This is a genomic window from Mycolicibacterium celeriflavum (assembly GCF_010731795.1).
GTDB lineage: Bacteria > Actinomycetota > Actinomycetes > Mycobacteriales > Mycobacteriaceae > Mycobacterium > Mycobacterium celeriflavum.
This window is the reverse complement of the sequence record NZ_AP022591.1, coordinates 3,260,528-3,277,534: the sequence shown is the minus strand read 5'-3', so window position 1 is coordinate 3,277,534 and position 17,007 is coordinate 3,260,528. Positions and strand designations below refer to the sequence as shown.

The 17,007-nt window shown below is 66.3% G+C and carries 15 protein-coding genes; 8 read left to right on the top strand and 7 right to left on the bottom strand.

Annotated features, from left to right (window positions below):
- Nucleotides 1-48 precede the first annotated feature (48 nt).
- The 6 genes from G6N18_RS15885 to G6N18_RS15860 all read right to left on the bottom strand — a co-directional run bounded on the left by G6N18_RS15885 (nucleotide 49) and on the right by G6N18_RS15860 (nucleotide 5,537).
- Nucleotides 49-849, bottom strand: coding sequence for an LLM class F420-dependent oxidoreductase (locus G6N18_RS15885; RefSeq protein WP_067225242.1), 801 nt, complete (start codon nucleotides 847-849; stop codon nucleotides 49-51).
- A gap of 167 nt (nucleotides 850-1,016) precedes the next feature.
- Complete coding sequence (locus G6N18_RS15880) at nucleotides 1,017-1,922, bottom strand: Rv0045c family esterase (protein WP_083000077.1); 906 nt, start codon at nucleotides 1,920-1,922, stop codon at nucleotides 1,017-1,019.
- A 79-nt stretch (nucleotides 1,923-2,001) separates the two neighbouring features.
- Complete coding sequence (locus G6N18_RS15875; protein WP_067225240.1) at nucleotides 2,002-3,078, bottom strand: inositol-3-phosphate synthase; 1,077 nt, start codon at nucleotides 3,076-3,078, stop codon at nucleotides 2,002-2,004.
- Between the two features lie 38 nt (nucleotides 3,079-3,116).
- Nucleotides 3,117-3,671: a PadR family transcriptional regulator gene (locus G6N18_RS15870; RefSeq protein ID WP_067225573.1), complete on the bottom strand. Its 555-nt coding sequence runs from the start codon at nucleotides 3,669-3,671 to the stop codon at nucleotides 3,117-3,119.
- Nucleotides 3,672-3,793: 122 nt separating this feature from the next.
- The gene (locus tag G6N18_RS15865) at nucleotides 3,794-4,666 is read right to left on the bottom strand and encodes a DUF1707 SHOCT-like domain-containing protein (protein ID WP_179962442.1); all 873 of its coding nucleotides are present in this window, start codon (nucleotides 4,664-4,666) and stop codon (nucleotides 3,794-3,796) included.
- Nucleotides 4,667-4,694: 28 nt separating this feature from the next.
- Nucleotides 4,695-5,537, bottom strand: coding sequence for a thioesterase family protein (locus G6N18_RS15860; protein ID WP_109749359.1), 843 nt, complete (start codon nucleotides 5,535-5,537; stop codon nucleotides 4,695-4,697).
- 128 nt (nucleotides 5,538-5,665) lie between these two features.
- Here G6N18_RS15860 and G6N18_RS15855 point away from each other — a divergent pair, with 128 nt between their 5' ends.
- The 8 genes from G6N18_RS15855 (at nucleotide 5,666) to dnaB (ending at nucleotide 13,954) form a co-directional block, all read left to right on the top strand.
- Complete coding sequence (locus G6N18_RS15855) at nucleotides 5,666-6,100, top strand: DUF5318 domain-containing protein (protein WP_067225567.1); 435 nt, start codon at nucleotides 5,666-5,668, stop codon at nucleotides 6,098-6,100.
- Entirely contained in the window at nucleotides 6,093-8,627 is a 2,535-nt protein-coding gene (locus G6N18_RS15850) for a transglycosylase domain-containing protein (RefSeq protein ID WP_083000075.1), read from the top strand. The genes G6N18_RS15855 and G6N18_RS15850 overlap by 8 nt, the downstream gene beginning before the upstream one ends.
- Entirely contained in the window at nucleotides 8,624-10,285 is a 1,662-nt protein-coding gene (locus G6N18_RS15845; RefSeq protein ID WP_407663525.1) for a glycosyltransferase family 87 protein, read from the top strand. Before G6N18_RS15850 ends, G6N18_RS15845 begins: the two co-directional genes overlap by 4 nt.
- Nucleotides 10,286-10,420: 135 nt before the next feature.
- Nucleotides 10,421-10,711 carry a 30S ribosomal protein S6 gene (gene rpsF, locus G6N18_RS15840; RefSeq protein ID WP_014818429.1) on the top strand — a complete coding sequence of 97 codons (291 nt, stop codon included), beginning with the start codon at nucleotides 10,421-10,423 and terminating at the stop codon, nucleotides 10,709-10,711.
- A gap of 91 nt (nucleotides 10,712-10,802) precedes the next feature.
- Entirely contained in the window at nucleotides 10,803-11,306 is a 504-nt protein-coding gene (locus tag G6N18_RS15835) for a single-stranded DNA-binding protein (protein ID WP_067226584.1), read from the top strand.
- 43 nt (nucleotides 11,307-11,349) lie between these two features.
- Nucleotides 11,350-11,604 carry a 30S ribosomal protein S18 gene (gene rpsR, locus G6N18_RS15830; protein WP_083000074.1) on the top strand — a complete coding sequence of 85 codons (255 nt, stop codon included), beginning with the start codon at nucleotides 11,350-11,352 and terminating at the stop codon, nucleotides 11,602-11,604.
- 13 nt (nucleotides 11,605-11,617) lie between these two features.
- Nucleotides 11,618-12,076 carry a 50S ribosomal protein L9 gene (gene rplI, locus G6N18_RS15825; RefSeq protein ID WP_067226589.1) on the top strand — a complete coding sequence of 153 codons (459 nt, stop codon included), beginning with the start codon at nucleotides 11,618-11,620 and terminating at the stop codon, nucleotides 12,074-12,076.
- Nucleotides 12,077-12,559: 483 nt separating this feature from the next.
- Nucleotides 12,560-13,954 (top strand): replicative DNA helicase, encoded by a 1,395-nt coding sequence (gene dnaB, locus G6N18_RS15820; RefSeq protein WP_067226593.1) that lies wholly within the window; start codon nucleotides 12,560-12,562, stop codon nucleotides 13,952-13,954.
- A gap of 1,024 nt (nucleotides 13,955-14,978) precedes the next feature.
- Here dnaB and G6N18_RS15815 read toward each other — a convergent pair.
- Nucleotides 14,979-16,967, bottom strand: coding sequence for an aconitate hydratase (locus G6N18_RS15815; protein ID WP_083000072.1), 1,989 nt, complete (start codon nucleotides 16,965-16,967; stop codon nucleotides 14,979-14,981).
- Nucleotides 16,968-17,007: the final 40 nt, after the last annotated feature.

Below are 17,007 nucleotides of genomic sequence, written 5' to 3'. Positions count from 1 at the left end.
GCGACAGTCTCTCACGCTGCCCGTCGTGCCGTTGGCCGTTACGCCGCTTCAGCCGCCTTCGTTTTGACGACGGTCACGCCACCGGCAGAGCGCCTCGGCGTCGGACAACTCGTAGTCGGGTCCGTTGACGCCGACGGTCAGCATCGTGACGCCGAGGTCGGCCAGCGCGTCGGCCTCGGCGAGCAACGCGTCCACACTCTTTCCCGACACACCGGCCGACCGTTCGATCGCCGCCGGGTCGCGACCGACGTCGGCGCAGTGGCCGGCCAGAACGTCGGCCTTGCGCGGATACTCGGCGCTGTCGGAGAAGCTGTGCCAGATGTCTCCGTACTCGGCGACCAGTCGCAGCGTCTTCTTCTCACCTCCGCCGCCGATCAGGACCGGGATGTCGCGGGTGGGCTGCGGATTCAGCTTGGCCAGCCGCGACGTGATGCGCGGCATCGCCGCGGCGAGGTCGTCGAGCCTGCTGCCCGCGGTGCCGAACTCGTAGCCGTACTCGTCGTAGTCCTTCTGCTTCCATCCTGAGCCGATGCCGAGGATCAGCCGCCCGTCGCTGATGTGGTCGACCGTGCGCGCCATGTCGGCGAGGAGCTCGGGATTGCGGTACGAGTTACATGTCACCAGCGCGCCGATCTCGATGCGCGACGTCTGCTCGGCCCAGGCGCCCAGCATCGTCCAGCATTCGTAGTGCGCGCCGTCGGGATCGCCGTAGAGCGGGAAGAAGTGGTCCCAGTTGAACGCGACGTCGACACCGATGTCCTCACAGCGTCGGACCGCGTCGCGGATGTGGCTGTACTTCGGGGAGTGTTGCGGCTGCAGTTGCACGCCGATGCGAATGGGGAAGCTCACCCACGCGAGCGTACTTACCCATGACCCACCGCGAAACCGACGAAATGGCTGGAAAGTGGGCCGCGAATCAGCCATTGCGTCGGTCTCGACGCCCGGCGCGGGCTAGAGACGCGGTCCTTTGGCCTTAGCGGGTTGATCGCATGCACGTGATGCGAGTAATCAACCCGCTAATCGCCGCGCGCGAGCACATCCCGCAGGATCTCGATCAGCTTGCCGGGTTGGTCGCTTTGCACCGAGTGCCCGGAGTCCTCGACGATCTGGACTCCCTTGAAACCCGGTGCGGTCCGGGCGAACTCGGCGGCGTCGTCGTCGTTGACGAAGAACGAGTTCGCGCCGCGCACCAACGTCGTCGGCACCGTCAGCCGCGGCACGTCGTCCCACAAGCCTTCGAAGCCTTCGCCCTTGCTGATGGAGTCGTAGCGCCAGGTCCAGGTGCCGTCCTCGAGTCGCTTCGCATTGTGAAAAACCCCGCGGCGCAACGACTCCCGGTCCCGATGCGGTGCCGCGGCGACCGTCTTCTCCAACATCGCCTCGAACGACGGGAAGACGCGGTCGCCTTGCACCAGCGCCACGGTGCCCTTCTGCGCCTCGGTCATCTCGGTGTGCCGCTCCGGCGCCGACGGTGTCACGTCGACGAGCACCAGCCGGCGCACCAGGTCGGGTGCCGCCACCGCAAGCCGCAACGCGGTCAGGCCACCGAGTGACATGCCCACGACAAGTGCCGCGTCCGGGGCGAGCGAGCGGATCACGGGTTCGATCGCCACCGCATTACGCTTGGGGCCGTAGTCGCCGTCCTCCCGCCATGCCGAGCGGCCGTGGCCGGGCAGATCGACGGCCAGCGCCGGCTCGCCGAGGCCGACGATCACCGTGTCCCAGGTGTGCGCGTTCTGACCGCCGCCGTGCAGGAACACGACCCGCGGGGCACCGTCGCCGAACTTCAGCGCGCTGATCGGCCCGGCGTCGATGCGCTTGGCCGGCGGCACCTCATCGACACCGGCCTGGCGCGCGTTCTCGTCGAGGAAGATGAACTCGTCGAGCGCGGCCAGTTCGTCGTCAGGCGAGATCTCGGTCACGAACGAACCCTACAAAACGCATTTGTGGAGCCGCAGCGGCGCTCAGCGCCGCCAGGACTCCACAAGTCGCGGCGGAGAATCAGCCCTCGATAAACGTCTCGAGCTGCGCGCGAGCCACATCGTCGGGCAACTGCTTGGGCGGGCTCTTCATCAGGTAGGCCGACGCCGCCTCGACAGGTCCGCCGATGCCGCGGTCCTTGGCGATCTTCGCCGCGCGCACCGCGTCGATGATGACGCCGGCCGAGTTCGGCGAATCCCACACCTCGAGCTTGTATTCCAGGTTCAGCGGCACATCGCCGAACGCGCGGCCCTCCAGCCGCACGTAGGCCCACTTGCGGTCGTCGAGCCAGCCGACGTGATCGGACGGGCCGATGTGCACGTCCTTGGTGTTGAACTCGCGCTGCAGGTTGGACGTGACGGCCTGGGTCTTGGAGATCTTCTTCGACTCCAGCCGCGAACGCTCGAGCATGTTGAGGAAGTCCATGTTGCCGCCGACGTTGAGCTGCATCGTTCGGTCGAGTTGCACGCCCCGGTCTTCGAACAGCTTGGCCATCACGCGGTGGGTGATCGTCGCGCCGATCTGGCTCTTGATGTCGTCGCCGACGATCGGCACCCCGGCATCGGCGAACTTCTTGGCCCACTCGGGGTCCGAGGCGATGAAGACGGGGAGCGCGTTGACGAACGCCACGCCGGCGTCGATCGCGCACTGCGCATAGAACTTGTCGGCCTCCTCGCTGCCGACCGGCAGGTAGGACACCAGCACGTCGACCTCGGCGTCCTTGAGCGCCTTGACCACGTCGACCGGATCGGAGTCGGAGACCTCGATGGTGTCGGCGTAGTACTTGCCGATGCCATCGAGCGTCGGGCCGCGCTGCACCGTCACGTTCGTGGGCGGCACGTCGGCGATCTTGATCGTGTTGTTCTCGGAAGCGAAGATCGCCTCGGACAGGTCGAAGCCGACCTTCTTGGCGTCGACGTCGAACGCGGCGACGAACTTGACGTCGCGCACGTGGTACGGGCCGAGACGCACATGCATCAGACCGGGCACAGTGGCCGTCTCATCGGCGTCCTGGTAGTACTGCACGCCCTGTACGAGCGACGACGCGCAGTTGCCCACGCCGACAATCGCGACCCGCACCTCTCCGTTTGATGCCATGACGACTTCTCTCCTCTTCCGTACTGGTTCGGTTTTGCCTAGGGCTGCACTGCGTTGTCCGAGCGCCCCTGGCTCAGACGTTCCGCCGCTATCAACTCGTTGAGCCATTTCACTTCGCGCTCGCTGGACTCCAACCCGAGCTGATGGAGCTGTCGGGTGTACCGGTCGATTGAGCTGCTAGCCCGCGCGACGGCTTCACGCAGACCCTCACGGCGTTCCTCTACCTGACGACGACGCCCCTCCAGGATCCGCATCCGGGCCTCGGCCGGGGTGCGGTTGAAGAAGGCGAGATGGACGCCGAAACCGTCGTCGGAGAAGTTCTGTGGGCCGGTGTCGGCCACCAGCTCGGCGAAGCGCTGCTTGCCTTTTTCGGTGAGCTGGTAGACGCGTCGCGCCCGGCGCATCTTCGGGGTGCCGTCCGGCGCCGCATCCTCGACGATGAGCCCGTCGGTCTGCATACGCCGCAGCGCCGGGTACAGCGAGCCGTACGAAAACGCGCGGAAGGCGCCGAGCAACCCGGTCAATCTCTTGCGAAGTTCGTAGCCGTGCATCGGCGATTCCAGCAGGAGTCCCAAGATGGCCAATTCCAGCACCGAGGACACCCCCTTAAGAAATCGCAGCTTGTCCGTTACGGCGGTTCGACACCTCGCACCATAGTATCGCGCCGATATATTCGGCGCGAACATCGGGTTACCGTAGCGCGAACGCTCGGGCGTCAGCCGGGGTACCGGACCTGCTTGACCGTGCCGTCGCCGGCCAGCTCGATATAGCCGCTGCCGAAGTCGCTGGACACGTAGACGTCGACCGACAGCGCGCCCGGTGTCGTCGGGTCGTCGGCCGGGTCGATGCTCAGGTAGGTGCTGTCGACGTCCTCCGGCTTGATGCCCAGTGTCTCGGGGGCTCCCCGCAAGACACCGACGACGGCCTTGGCGTCGAACTTGCTCAGATCGACCTCGACGGCGTCACTGGTCTTCGAGCTCGAGGTCGGATCGTCCCAGCCGCCGCGGTAGCTGTAGTTCAGTTCGCGACGGTCCTCGTTCGGGTCCGGCCGGGTCAGCGACGCGTAGTCCGGATAGACGACGAGGCGGTAGCCGCTGGTGTCGCCGAAGCGTTGTTTCATCTGCTCCAGAAGCCCCGTGAGCCCGCCGAGCGAGTGCAACTGCTTGGGCGGCGTGAGCACCACCGGCGTGATGCCGTCTGACTTGGCGCCCGGGTCGGAGGTGAAGTTCAGCGGCGACGGGGTGTTGCCGTACAGACCCCAGCCGATCGCGATGCCGGGCGCCACGAGCACGCCGGCCACGGCGATGCGCAGGCCCCAGCCGGCGCCGGCGACCGATAGCGCGCGGGGCTTCTTCAGCGTCGGAAGTTGAACCGGCGCGTTGCCGGTCTGAAGGTCGGCCACCAGGGCCTGGAGTTCGCCGAGTGTCATGGCGGTGGTCGCGGCCTTGACCCGCTCGCCGTGCTCGGTCATCGACAGCTGGCCCTCGCTCAGCGCGCTGTCGAGGATCTGGCAGGTGTCGTTGCGGTCGCTGTCTTTCGCGCGCGTTCCCGGTGTCTGTCGCCCAGACCAGCTCGCTGCGACGTCGATGATCGTAGAAGCAAAGATCAGCGGATCATCACCGGATGAGGCCCTGCGAAGTCAGCACGGCCAGCAGCGACCCGTCGGAGCCGCGCAGCGAGCCGTACGCCGAGACGCCTCCGTTGGCGACCGAACCGCGCGACTCCAGCAACCGCCACGCGGTCGAGGGCACCAGGTGCGCGCCCGGCTGCCACACCAGGCTGAGATCCAGGCTCAGCAGCCACGCGTCCACGAAGCCGCAGACCTTGCCTGGCGCGTCGAAGAGGTGGGCGTCGGCGTGCAGCACGTCGGCGATCTGCGGATGCTCGAGGGGGTCGAGCGCGTCGGCGGGACCGGTGCTGACCCACAACGCCACCTCCGGCCGCCGGTCCGCGAAGTGGGTGAGGCTTTCCGGGTAGTCCACGCCGCGGCGCTGGGCGAACCGCAGCGGCGGGTACTCGGCGCCGATCCAGTCCAGCGACGACCCCGCCGACGGATCCGGTAGCGGCGACGCCGCGGTGCCGTAGCGCTCGAACGGGACCGCCGCGTCTACCGACGGCGGGCCGAGCCAGCCGTCGGCGAACCAGCTGTTCGCGATCAAAATCGTGCGGCCGCGCTGGCGGACGGTCGCCTCGACGGCCGCGGCCGTACGACCGCCGCGGATGCTGCGGACGTCGAGTTCAAGCGGGCCCGGTGCGCCGGCGTCGACGAAGGTCACCGACAGCGACGCCGCCGCCGGGCGGCCGCTGTGCGCGAACATCGCGGCCAGCGCGAGCGCCGATGTGTAGCCGCCGAACGCGCGGCCGTCGAAGCACCAGCGCTCGGGAAGCTCACGCGTGAAGCGGCTGATGCCGTCAACGGCCGATACACCCTCGAGGGCGAAGTCGCGCCCGTCCAGCATGCAGTTCTCCTGAGGTCACGGACGGCGGCCGATTGCCGGCCCGAATGTCGGTGATCAAACACCTTAGAGATGCGCCGGACCGTGCCGTCACGCTCCGGCAGTCCGATCGCCGACGTACTCTGGTCCTCGTGCGATTGCAGCGACAGGTGGTGGACTACGCGCTTCGGCGACGGTCCCTGCTGGCCGAGGTCTATTCGGGGCGCACCGGCGTCTCAGAGGTCTGCGACGCCAATCCCTATTTGCTGCGCGCCGCCAAGTTCCACGGCAAGCCCAGTTCGGTGACATGTCCGATCTGCCGCAAGGAACAGCTCACCCTGGTGTCGTGGGTATTCGGTGACCATCTGGGCCCGGTGTCGGGTTCCGCGCGAACCGCCGAGGAGTTGGTCCTGCTGGCATCCCGATACGACGAGTTCTCGGTACACGTGGTGGAGGTATGCCGCACCTGCAGCTGGAATCACCTGGTCAAGTCGTACGTGCTGGGCGAGGTCCCGCCAACCGGAGGTTCTCGGGGATCACGCAGCACTCGGACCGCGCGCGAGCGTGCGCGCACGGCCAGTGAATAGCGAAGGGCGCCACGACCGGTCAGCCAACGATGTCCGTTCCGGACGCGGGGCTGATGGTGTGAACGCGCCACCTCCACAGCAGCGCCCTGCTGGCGGTCCGGCGAAGGGACCGCGGCGGTCGGCGCCGCCCGACGATCGGCACACCGCGGTGCTGCCACCGGTTCGCGAGGCGCGACCACCACACCTGCGCGACCCGGTCGACGTCGTCAAGGCGGCGCTGGACGGCACGCCGGCGCCCAAACCGCCGCCTCCGCCTCCGCCCCCGCCGCCGCGCAGACCGCGCGGCGGTGGGGGACCGCCGGGGGGTCCGTCGGGTCCGCGGCGCAACATGCCCAAGCAGATCAACTGGAAGTGGGTGCGCCGGGGGCTGCTCGCGGGCGCGGCCGTGTTCATCGTGCTGCCGCTCATCACGTTCGCGATGGCCTACCTGATCGTCGACGTGCCCGAGCCCGGCGACATCCGCACCAACCAGGTGTCGACGATTCTGGCCAGCGACGGCAGCGAGTTGGCGAAAATCGTTCCGCCCGAAGGCAACCGCGTCGACGTCAACATCGACCAGATCCCGGTGCAGGTGCGCAACGCGGTGATGGCTGCCGAAGACCGCAACTTCTACTCGAACCCGGGGTTCTCGTTCACCGGTTTTGCTCGCGCGATCAAGAACAACCTCGCCGGTGAAGACTTGCAGGGCGGGTCGACGATCACCCAGCAGTACGTCAAGAACGCGCTCGTCGGTTCGGAGCGCTCGGGTATCGGCGGGCTCATCCGCAAGGCCAAGGAGTTGGTCATCTCGACGAAGATGTCCGGCGAATGGTCCAAAGACCAGGTGCTGCAGTCGTATTTGAACATCATCTACTTCGGCCGCGGCTCCTACGGCATCGCCGCAGCGTCGAAGGCGTACTTCGACAAGCCGGTCGAACAACTCAACGTCGCCGAAGGCGCCCTTCTGGCCGCGCTGATCCAGCGGCCGTCCGGACTCGACCCCGCGGTCAACCTCGAGGGCGCCACCACGCGCTGGAACTGGGTGCTCGACGGCATGGTCGAAATTGGTGCGCTCTCTCCGCAGGAGCGCGCCGCGCAGGTGTTCCCGCCGACCGTGCCGCCCGACCTGGCGCGCTCGCAGAACCAGACCACCGGGCCCAACGGCCTGATCGAGCGGCAGGTGCAGAAGGAACTACTCGAGCTGTTCGACATCAACGAGCAGACGCTGAACACCGAGGGCCTGCAGATCACCACGACGATCGACCCGGACGCGCAGGCCTCCGCGGTAGAGGCGGCGACGGAGTACCTCGACGGCCAGGATCCCGACATGCGCACCGCGATCGTGTCGATCGATCCGCGCACCGGCGGGGTGAAGGCCTACTACGGCGGCACGGACGCCAACGGCTTCGACTTCGCCCAGGCCGGCCTGCCGACCGGATCGGCGTTCAAGGTGTTCGCGTTGGTCGCCGCGCTGCAGCAGGGCATGGGGCTGGGCACCCAGGTCGACAGTTCGCCGTTGGAGGTCAACGGAATCAAGATCACCAACGTCGAGGGCGGCGGCTGCGGCACCTGCAACATCGCCGAGGCGCTGAAGCGCTCGCTCAACACCAGCTACTACCGCCTCATGCTGAAGCTCAAGAACGGGCCCGAAGACGTCGCCGAGGCCGCCCATCAGGCCGGCATCGCCGAGAGCTTCCCCGGGGTGGAACACACGCTGTCCGAGGACGGCAAAGGCGGTCCGCCGAACAACGGAATCGTGTTGGGCCAGTACCAGTCTCGGGTGATCGACATGGCGTCGGCGTACGCGACGCTGGCGGCCTCGGGCGTGTACCACAAACCGCACTTCGTGCAGAAGGTCGTCAACTCCGAGGGCGAGGTGCTGTTCGACGCGTCGCAGCAGGACAACTCGGGCGAGCAGCGCATCGACAAGAAGGTGGCCGACAACGTCACCAGCGCGATGCAGCCGATCGCCGCCTACTCCAACGGTCATGCGCTTGCAGGCGGGCGGCCGTCGGCGGCCAAGACGGGCACCAACCAGCTCGGGGACACCGACGCCAACCGCGACGCGTGGATGGTCGGCTACACCCCGTCGCTGTCGACCGCCGTGTGGGTGGGCACCACCGAGGGCACCAAGCCGCTGGAGAACAAGTGGGGTGCGCCGATCTACGGTTCCGGTCTGCCCTCTGACATCTGGAAAGCCACGATGGACGGCGCGCTGGAGGGCACCGACGTCGAGGAGTTCCCCGAGCCTGAGGAGATCGGCGGCTACGCCGGGGTTCCGCAGGCACCGGCCCCGCCGTCGACGACGGCCGCCCCGACGACGCCCCCGACAACACCGTCGCAGACCGTCATCCAGCCGACCATCGAAGTCGCGCCGGGCATCACCATTCCGTGGGGCCCGCCGACGACGGTGCCCGTCGGCCCGCCGCCACCGCCCGCGCCCGCGCCCGGACCGGTCGGCGCGCCCGTGCCTGCGCCGCCGGGGGTGCCGCCACCGGGACCGGTCGGAGCACCCGTAGCGCCAGGCGCCCCCCTGCCGCCTCCGTGACCGAGGTGGGGGGCGAGGAAACAGGCGAACCGTCGACGGTGTCGCCCGGCACACCGGCGCGCGACCTCAGGAGCCTCGACGACCGCGACCTGCCGAGCCGCACCGACGCGATCGGCTCCGCGCTGTCCGAGGTGATCGGCGGGCCGGTCGGCAGGCACGCGCTGATCGGTCGGCAGCGGTTCCTCACCCCGCTGCGGGTGATGCTGGTCATCGCGCTGGTGTTCCTGGCGCTCGGGTACGCGACGAAGGCCGCATGCCTGCAGACCACCGGCACCGGCACCGCCGATCAACGGGTGGGCAACTGGGACAACCAGCGGGCGTACTACCAGCTGTGCTACTCCGACACGGTTCCGCTCTACACCGCCGAACTGCTCAATCTCGGCAAGTTCCCGTACAAGTCGAGTTGGGTGGAGAAGGACGCCACTGGAGCGCCGCGAATCCAGTACGACGGCAACATTGCGGTGCGGTATATGGAGTATCCGGTGCTGACGGGGATGTACCAGTACCTGTCGATGTCGCTGGCCAAGACCTACACCGCGCTGACGAAGCTGTCGGCGGTGCCGGTCATTGCCGAGGTGGTGATGTTCTTCAACATCGCGGCGTTCGGGCTGGCGTTGGCGTGGCTGATCACGGTGTGGGCGACGTCGCGGTTGGCCGGGCCGCGAAGGGTCTGGGACGCCGCGTTGGTGGCGGCGTCACCGTTGGTGATCTTCCAGATCTTCACGAATTTCGACGCGCTGGCAGTAGCTTTCGCGACCGGGGCGCTACTCGCCTGGGCCCGGCGAAAACCGGTGCTGGCCGGCGCGCTGATCGGGCTCGGGGTGGCGGCCAAGCTGTATCCGCTGCTGCTGTTGGCGCCGCTGGCGGTGTTGGCGGTGCGCACCGGCAAGCTGCGGGAGGTCGGCAAGACCGCCGCGGGCGCCGTGCTGGCCTGGCTGGTGGTGAACCTGCCGATCATGGTGTTGTTCCCGAGGGGATGGTCGGAGTTCTTCCGGCTCAACACCCGTCGCGGCGACGACATGGACTCGATCTACAACGTCATCAAGTCGTTCACCGGCTGGCGCGGTTTCGATCCCGATCTCGGCTTCTGGCAGCCGCCGACGGTGACCAACACGGTGTCCGCGATCCTGTTCGTATCGTGTTGCATCGCAATCGCTTACATCGCGTTGACCGCCAAGCGGCGGCCCCGCGTGGCACAGGTGGCGTTCCTGGTTGTCGCGGCGTTCCTGTTGACCAACAAGGTGTGGAGTCCCCAGTTCTCGCTGTGGCTGGTGCCGTTGGCGGTGCTGGCGCTGCCGCACCGTCGACTCTTGTTGGCGTGGATGACGATCGACGCGCTGGTGTGGGTGCCGCGGATGCTTTACCTCTACGGGGAGGCGAACCGGGGCCTGCCGGAGCAGCCGTTCACGATCACCGTGCTGCTGCGCGACATCGCTGTGATTGGGCTGTGCGCGTTGGTGATCCGCCAGATCTACCGTCCGGAACAGGACCTGGTGAGAATGCGCGGGACGGTCGACGACCCGGCGGGTGGAGTGTTCGATCAGGCGCCGGACGCGCCGCCGCGCTGGTTGCCCGACTGGCTGCGGCCGGATGCGTCGAGACTGCGCACAGATCGCGAATCCGCCGAAGAACACGATCTGGCTGCAGTTTCGAGGTAGAGGGGTTGCCGCCGAACAGCGCGATTTCGCAGATCAGCGCGGTTTCCTGTAGCCTGGGCCGGTTGCCGACGCAGGCGACCCTCCTGCCACGGATCGACCGTGGCCGACAAGACCGTAGGAGGTGATGAGGTCTTCATGCGTCCATACGAAATCATGGTCATCCTCGACCCCACCCTTGACGAGCGCACCGTGGCGCCGTCGCTGGAAACATTCCTCAACGTCATCCGCAAGGACGGCGGCAGCGTCGACAAGGTCGACATCTGGGGCCGCCGGCGGCTGGCGTACGAGATCGCCAAGCACGCCGAGGGCATCTACGCCGTCGTCGACGTCAAGGCCGAGCCCGCGACAGTGACCGAGCTGGACCGTCAGCTCAACTTGAACGAGTCCGTGCTGCGGACCAAGGTCATGCGGACAGACAAGCACTAGTCCCGAAGAACAGGCTGTACGCGTCGGAGTGCTTCCGTAGGCTCGCCTGCGACCGCTCGCCTGAGCTACACCGCCAACCCAGGAGGACATCGTGGCTGGTGACACCATCATCACCGTCGTCGGAAACCTGACCGCCGATCCGGAACTGCGTTTCACGCCATCGGGTGCGGCAGTCGCCAATTTCACCGTGGCGTCGACACCGCGCATCTACGACCGCCAGAGCGGGGAGTGGAAGGACGGCGAAGCGCTGTTCCTGCGCTGCAACATCTGGCGCGAGGCCGCCGAGAACGTGGCCGAGAGCCTGACCCGTGGTTCGCGGGTGATCGTGCAGGGCCGGCTCAAGCAGCGCTCGTTCGAAACCCGCGAGGGCGAGAAGCGCACCGTGGTCGAGCTCGAAGTCGACGAGATCGGCCCGTCGCTGCGGTACGCCACCGCGAAGGTGAACAAGGCCAGCCGCAGCGGCGGTGGCGGCGGCGGATTCGGTGGCGGTGGCGGTGGCGCTTCGCGTCCCGCCGAGCAGCCGAAGGACGACCCGTGGGGCAGCGCCCCGGCGTCGGGCTCGTTCTCCGGAGCCGACGACGAGCCACCCTTCTGACCCACAACTGATCCGATTGAAGAAGTAAGAAAGAGATAGACACATGGCCAAGGCCGCCAAGCGTCGGCCGGCTCCCGAGAAGCCGGTCAAGACCCGCAAGTGCGTGTTCTGCTCCAAGAAGGGGCAGCCCATCGATTACAAGGACACCGCGCTGCTGCGCACCTACATCAGCGAGCGTGGCAAGATTCGCGCCCGCCGCGTCACCGGCAACTGCGTGCAGCACCAGCGTGACATCGCGATCGCCGTGAAGAACGCGCGCGAGGTTGCGCTGCTGCCGTTCAGCTCGTCGACGCGATAGGGAGGAACAGACGATGAAACTGATTCTCACCGCCGACGTCGAGCACCTGGGTGTGCAGGGCGACATCGTCGAGGTCAAGGACGGCTACGGCCGCAACTATCTGGTGCCGCGCGGACTGGCCGTCATGGCGTCGCGCGGTTCGGAGCGCCAGGCCGAGGAGATCCGCCGGGCGCGCGAGCAGAAGGCCGTCCAGGGCCGCGAGCATGCCGTCGAGCTGAAGACCGCGATCGAGAACCTGGGTCCGGTGCAGCTGCCCGTCAAGGCGGCTGCCGACAGCGGCAAGCTGTTCGGCTCGGTGACGACGGCCGACGTGGTCGCGGCGATCAAGAACGCCGGCGGTCCGAATCTCGACAAGCGCACCGTCCAGTTGCCCAAGGCGCACATCAAGACGACGGGAACCCATCCGGTCGCGGTGCGGCTGCATCCCGAGATCGCCGCCTCGGTACCGCTGGAAGTCGTCGCCGGAAAGTAGTAACAGCGTCAGATACGGCCGGGTGAAGCCATGATCGATCTTCACCCGGCCGTTGCTGTGCGCGCTGGCGAACTCTCCGGGCGGGTTCGGTCCCAGCGAAGCTAACCTGCTGTTCACCTGGCTGGCCCCGGGCCGTAATACAACACGCCCGACTTGGCAACCCCGGCCGACACGCCGAAGCAATTCTCATCCACAGCATCCCAAGCGGTTTATGGTGCGGCTATCTGCACAGACGCAGTGAGCGAAGTGGTTGATTAACAGGTTCTCCCCAAGGGCTCAACATGGCTGTCCAGCACTATCCACACGCCATCCACAGGTCTATGAACAAGGGCGGGTTGCGCCCCCGCCAGCAACGTCTAGCGTAAGCCGTCGGCGGGACAGATCCGAGGCCGCGGAAGCGGATTGTCGGCGGTCTGGCTTACAGTCGCGATGAGCGGGTATCGAATGTACGTTCGATAGTGAATATAGGGGGTGAGACGCTTCGTGGCTGTCGTGGACGACCTGGGCCATAGCGCAGGCCACCCCGGCATGGACACCGCGCCGCCCAGTGAGGACTTCGGGCGCCAACCCCCGCAAGATCAGGCGGCCGAGCAGGCGGTTCTCGGCGGGATGCTGCTGAGCAAGGACGCCATCGCCGACGTGCTCGAGAAGTTGCGTCCGGGTGACTTCTACCGTCCCGCGCACCAGAACGTCTACGACGCGATCCTCGACCTGTACGGCCGCGGCGAACCGGCCGACGCGGTGACGGTGGCCGCAGAGTTGGACCGGCGTGGGCTGCTGCGCCGCATTGGTGGGGCGCCGTACTTGCACACGTTGATCTCGACGGTTCCGACGGCCGCGAATGCCGGCTTCTACGCAGGCATCGTGGCGGAGAAGGCGTTGCTGCGCCGGCTGGTGGAGGCGGGCACCCGGGTGGTGCAGTACGGGTATGCCGGCGCGGAGGGCGCCGACGTCACCGAGATCGTCGACCGCGCACAGGCCGAGATCTACGACGTGACCGAAGGCCGCACCTCGGAGGACTTCGTGCCACTGGAGCAGCTGCTGCAGCCGACGATGGACGAGATCGACGCGATCGCCTCTCAGGGCGGACTCGCCCGGGGTGTGCCGACTGGATTCGTCGAACTCGATGAGGTCACCAACGGTCTGCATCCGGGTCAGATGATCGTCATCGCGGCGAGGCCTGGTATGGGCAAATCGACTCTGGGATTGGATTTTTTACGGTCGTGCTCGATCAAGCACCGGATGTCGAGCGTCATTTTCAGCCTGGAGATGAGCAAGTCCGAGATCGTGATGCGCCTACTGTCGGCCGAGGCGAAGATCAAGCTCGCCGACATGCGCGCGGGCAGGATGAGCGATGACGACTGGACCAGGCTCGCGCGCCGGATGAGCGAGATCAGCGAAGCGCCTTTGTATATCGACGATTCGCCGAACCTGATGATGATGGAAATACGCGCAAAGGCGCGCCGGCTCAAACAGAAGGCAGACCTAAGGTTGATCGTCATCGACTACTTGCAGCTGATGACTTCTGGTAAGAAGGTGGAGTCACGTCAGCAGGAGGTGTCCGAATTCTCAAGGCAGCTCAAGCTTTTGGCGAAGGAACTCGAAGTCCCCGTGGTTGCGATGAGTCAGCTGAACCGTGGCCCAGAGCAGCGCACCGACAAGAAGCCAATGTTAGCTGATCTACGCGAATCCGGTGCGATAGAACAGGATAGCGACGTCGTTATTCTTCTTCACCGGCCGGATGCGTTCGAACGTGACGATCCGCGGGGCGGCGAGGCGGATCTGATCCTCGCGAAACACCGCAACGGCCCGACCAAGACGATAACCGTTGCGCATCAACTGCATTTGAGTCGCTTCGCGAACATGGCCAAGCAATAGAGAGCGGGGGCGTCGGCGTTGGCGCCGTCTTCAATCGACACTTCCTGGCCCGGGACTGTCTCCAATCTCTCCAGGTCGCTGACGTTATGTCGACCCGGACCTACTTCGGGTAGCCCAGACTCCAGCCTCGGTAGGTCCAGTCGCGGGCCACATTGGGGCTGGGCAGAATTTGGATGTTGCTCCCGTCGCCGTATCCCGGTGATAACCCCTGAACGCCGCCGGATACGTAGGTTCCATCCCCGCGGGCGATGTCGATATGGGGACCGAAAGGCCCTCTGCTGAAGACAAGTGCCCCACGCGGGGGGTTCATGTCAGTGTGGATCTCCCCTTGCTCGAGGAGCGATTGGTACATGGTCTCAGAAGCGCCGTCCCAACCGTATCGATCTTGCGGCACACCGAATGCGTGGGCCACCAGAGCCTCACATCCGTACGGCCCGAATTGGTCTGTCCCGAGGAGGCTTTCGGCCTTGGCGATGGCGGCATCGGCTCCAGGGATCGTCGGCCGTGGCACCGCCGGTGCATTCGCCGCGAATAGGAGTGTCGCGGCTAGGCAAGTGGCTAATAGAAGGAAACCTTTTTGGACGTTCAACGCGTGTGCTCCGAGTTCTCGGCCTGCATGGTTGGCTTCTGGAAGCAGGGTCAGCTAACGGCCGGTGCGACCGGGCACCGGTTGTCTCGGGAACTTGGCCTCAAGCACTTCAGGCGTTCCGTCAGGTGTTGTTGCAAGTAGCCATCGTCCGACGAGGAGCTTGGGGCGTGGCTCATGGTGAACGCATGCCCCCTCCTACGCGCAATAAACACAATCAGCAAAGTCGATGCGTCCACACTCGAAACAGGTTGCGAAGCGTACGGTATCTGCGACGGCGCCGGCCAGAGCGATGTGGGAGGTGTGGTCGGGACAGCGCGCGGCCAGCGACCGTGCGTATTGGCCGCCGCAGCTGTTGGCTTTGGCCGGCGGTCTGTCCGACCGGTAGCGGATGAGACATGGTTCGACGGTGATTGCCTTCAGTCTGGGCAGGTGCTCTCAGGCCGGCGGTGCGTCGGCCGGAGCAGCCCCATTTGCGTCCTCGCGTGTCAACTGGGCAATGAGCCCGCCCGCCAGCACGTATTCGGCCTGCCGTGGCGACAGTCGGTGCCGCACTTGGAACGACGTCTTCTTCGTCGTGTTCTCAATGGTGATCGGCTCCGTGGTGTCCAGGGCGTCGTGGAGGTTGCTCAAGGCCAGCGTGTCAGCTTGATCCACGTCGTCGTAGTCGCTGTCGTCGATGAATTCCAATGCGAGTACCCCGAAGTTGGCGAGGTTCTGCCAATGGATCCGGGCGAACGACTTCGCGACGACCACGCGCAGCCCGAGGTGGCGCAACGCGATTGCCGCATGCTCGCGGGACGACCCTTGGCCGTAGTTCTCGCCGCCGACCACGATGTGCCCGGTTTCGCGCGCTTGCAGGGCACGCTCGGGGTACGACTCGTCGATCTGGGTGAAACTGAACTGAGCCAGCTTGGGGATGTTCGACCGATAGGGTAGAGCGCGCGCGCCTGCCGGTGAGATCTCGTCCGTGGACACGTTGTCGCCGACTTTGAGCAGCACGGGCGCCTCGAATGCATCGAGCAGTGGTTCGGGATCGGGTAAACGGGAGATGTTGGGGCCCTTGACCGGAGTGATCCGTCGCGCCTCGTCGGGTTCGAGGGGAGGCACCAGCATGTCGATGTTCACACTGTGCCGCTCTGGCAGGTTCAGGGCCGGGTAGTCGACGCCATTGTCCGTCGCCCACTGACGTGGATCGGTGATCACACCGGTCAGCGCCGAGACCGCGGCTGTCTCGGGCGAGCACAGCCAGACCTTGTCCTCCTTGGTCCCCGACCGCCCGGGGAAGTTGCGCGGCATCGTCCGCAACGAATTCTGTCCCGTCGCGGGCGCCTGGCCCATGCCGATGCAGCCCATGCAGCCGGCCTGGTGGATCCGGGCGCCGCCAATGATCAGCGACGTCGTCGCGCCCATCCTCGTCAGGTCCGTGAAAATCTCGCGCGACGTCGGGTTGACATCGAAGCTCACGTGCGGAGACGTCTGGCGTCCCTCGACGATCGCTGCGGCGATCGCGAAGTCGCGCAGCCCCGGGTTGGCGCTGGATCCGATCACGACCTGTGCGATTGGTTCGCCGGCGACCTCGCGCACCGGCACCACGTTGCCCGGCGACGACGGCTTGGCAATCAACGGTTCGATCTCCGACAGATCGATGGTCTCCTCGATGTCGTACCCCGCTCCATCGTCGGGCACCAGTTCGCACCAGTCGTCCCCGCGTCCCTCGGCGCGCAGAAAGTCCCGCACCGCGTCGTCGCTCGGGAATACCGTGGAAGTGGCACCTAGTTCGGCGCCCATGTTCGCGATGACGTGGCGGTCCATCGCTGTAAGGCAGGCCAGTCCGGGTCCGTGATACTCGATGATGCGATTCACGCCGCCCTTGACGTCGTGGCGGCGCAGCATCTCCAGAATGATGTCCTTGGCTGAGCACCATGGCGGCAGTGCACCTTCCAGGTGGACACCCCATACCTCTGGCATCCGTATGTGCAGCGGCTTGCCCGCAATTGCGATCGCGACCTCGAGCCCGCCGACCCCGATCGCGAGCATGCCGAGTGAGCCCGCGGCCGGAGTGTGCGAGTCCGAGCCGACCATGGTCTTGCCGGGTGCGCCGAAGCGCTGCATGTGCGTCGGGTGTGACACCCCGTTGCCCGGTTTGGAGAACCACAGGCCGAAATGCTCTGCCGCGGTGCGCAGATACTCGTGATCCTCGGCGTTCTTCTCGTCCGTCTGCAACAGGTTGTGGTCGACGTACTGCACACTGACCTCGGTCCGTGCGCGGTCCAGGTGCAGCGCCTCCAGTTCCTGCATCACCAATGTGCCCGTGGCGTCCTGCGTCAGCGTCTGGTCGATGCGGATGGCGATCTCCTCGCCCGGTGTCATGTCACCGGACACCAGGTGGGGCTCGATCAACTTGTGGGTGACGTTCGCTGCCATCGCATTCTCCTGCCATTCAATTCGCGGCCAGCGCGGCCTG

Excerpts from the sequence above, each read along its gene's own strand:
- G6N18_RS15860 (WP_109749359.1), bottom strand. The coding sequence starts at position 5,537 with ATGCTGGACGGGCGCGACTTCGCCCTCGAGGGTGTATCGGCCGTTGAC.
- rpsR (WP_083000074.1), top strand. The coding sequence starts at position 11,350 with ATGGCCAAGGCCGCCAAGCGTCGGCCGGCTCCCGAGAAGCCGGTCAAG.
- G6N18_RS15815 (WP_083000072.1), bottom strand. The coding sequence starts at position 16,967 with ATGGCAGCGAACGTCACCCACAAGTTGATCGAGCCCCACCTGGTGTCC.
- G6N18_RS15875 (WP_067225240.1), bottom strand. The coding sequence starts at position 3,078 with ATGGCATCAAACGGAGAGGTGCGGGTCGCGATTGTCGGCGTGGGCAAC.
- rpsF (WP_014818429.1), top strand. The coding sequence starts at position 10,421 with ATGCGTCCATACGAAATCATGGTCATCCTCGACCCCACCCTTGACGAG.
- rplI (WP_067226589.1), top strand. The coding sequence starts at position 11,618 with ATGAAACTGATTCTCACCGCCGACGTCGAGCACCTGGGTGTGCAGGGC.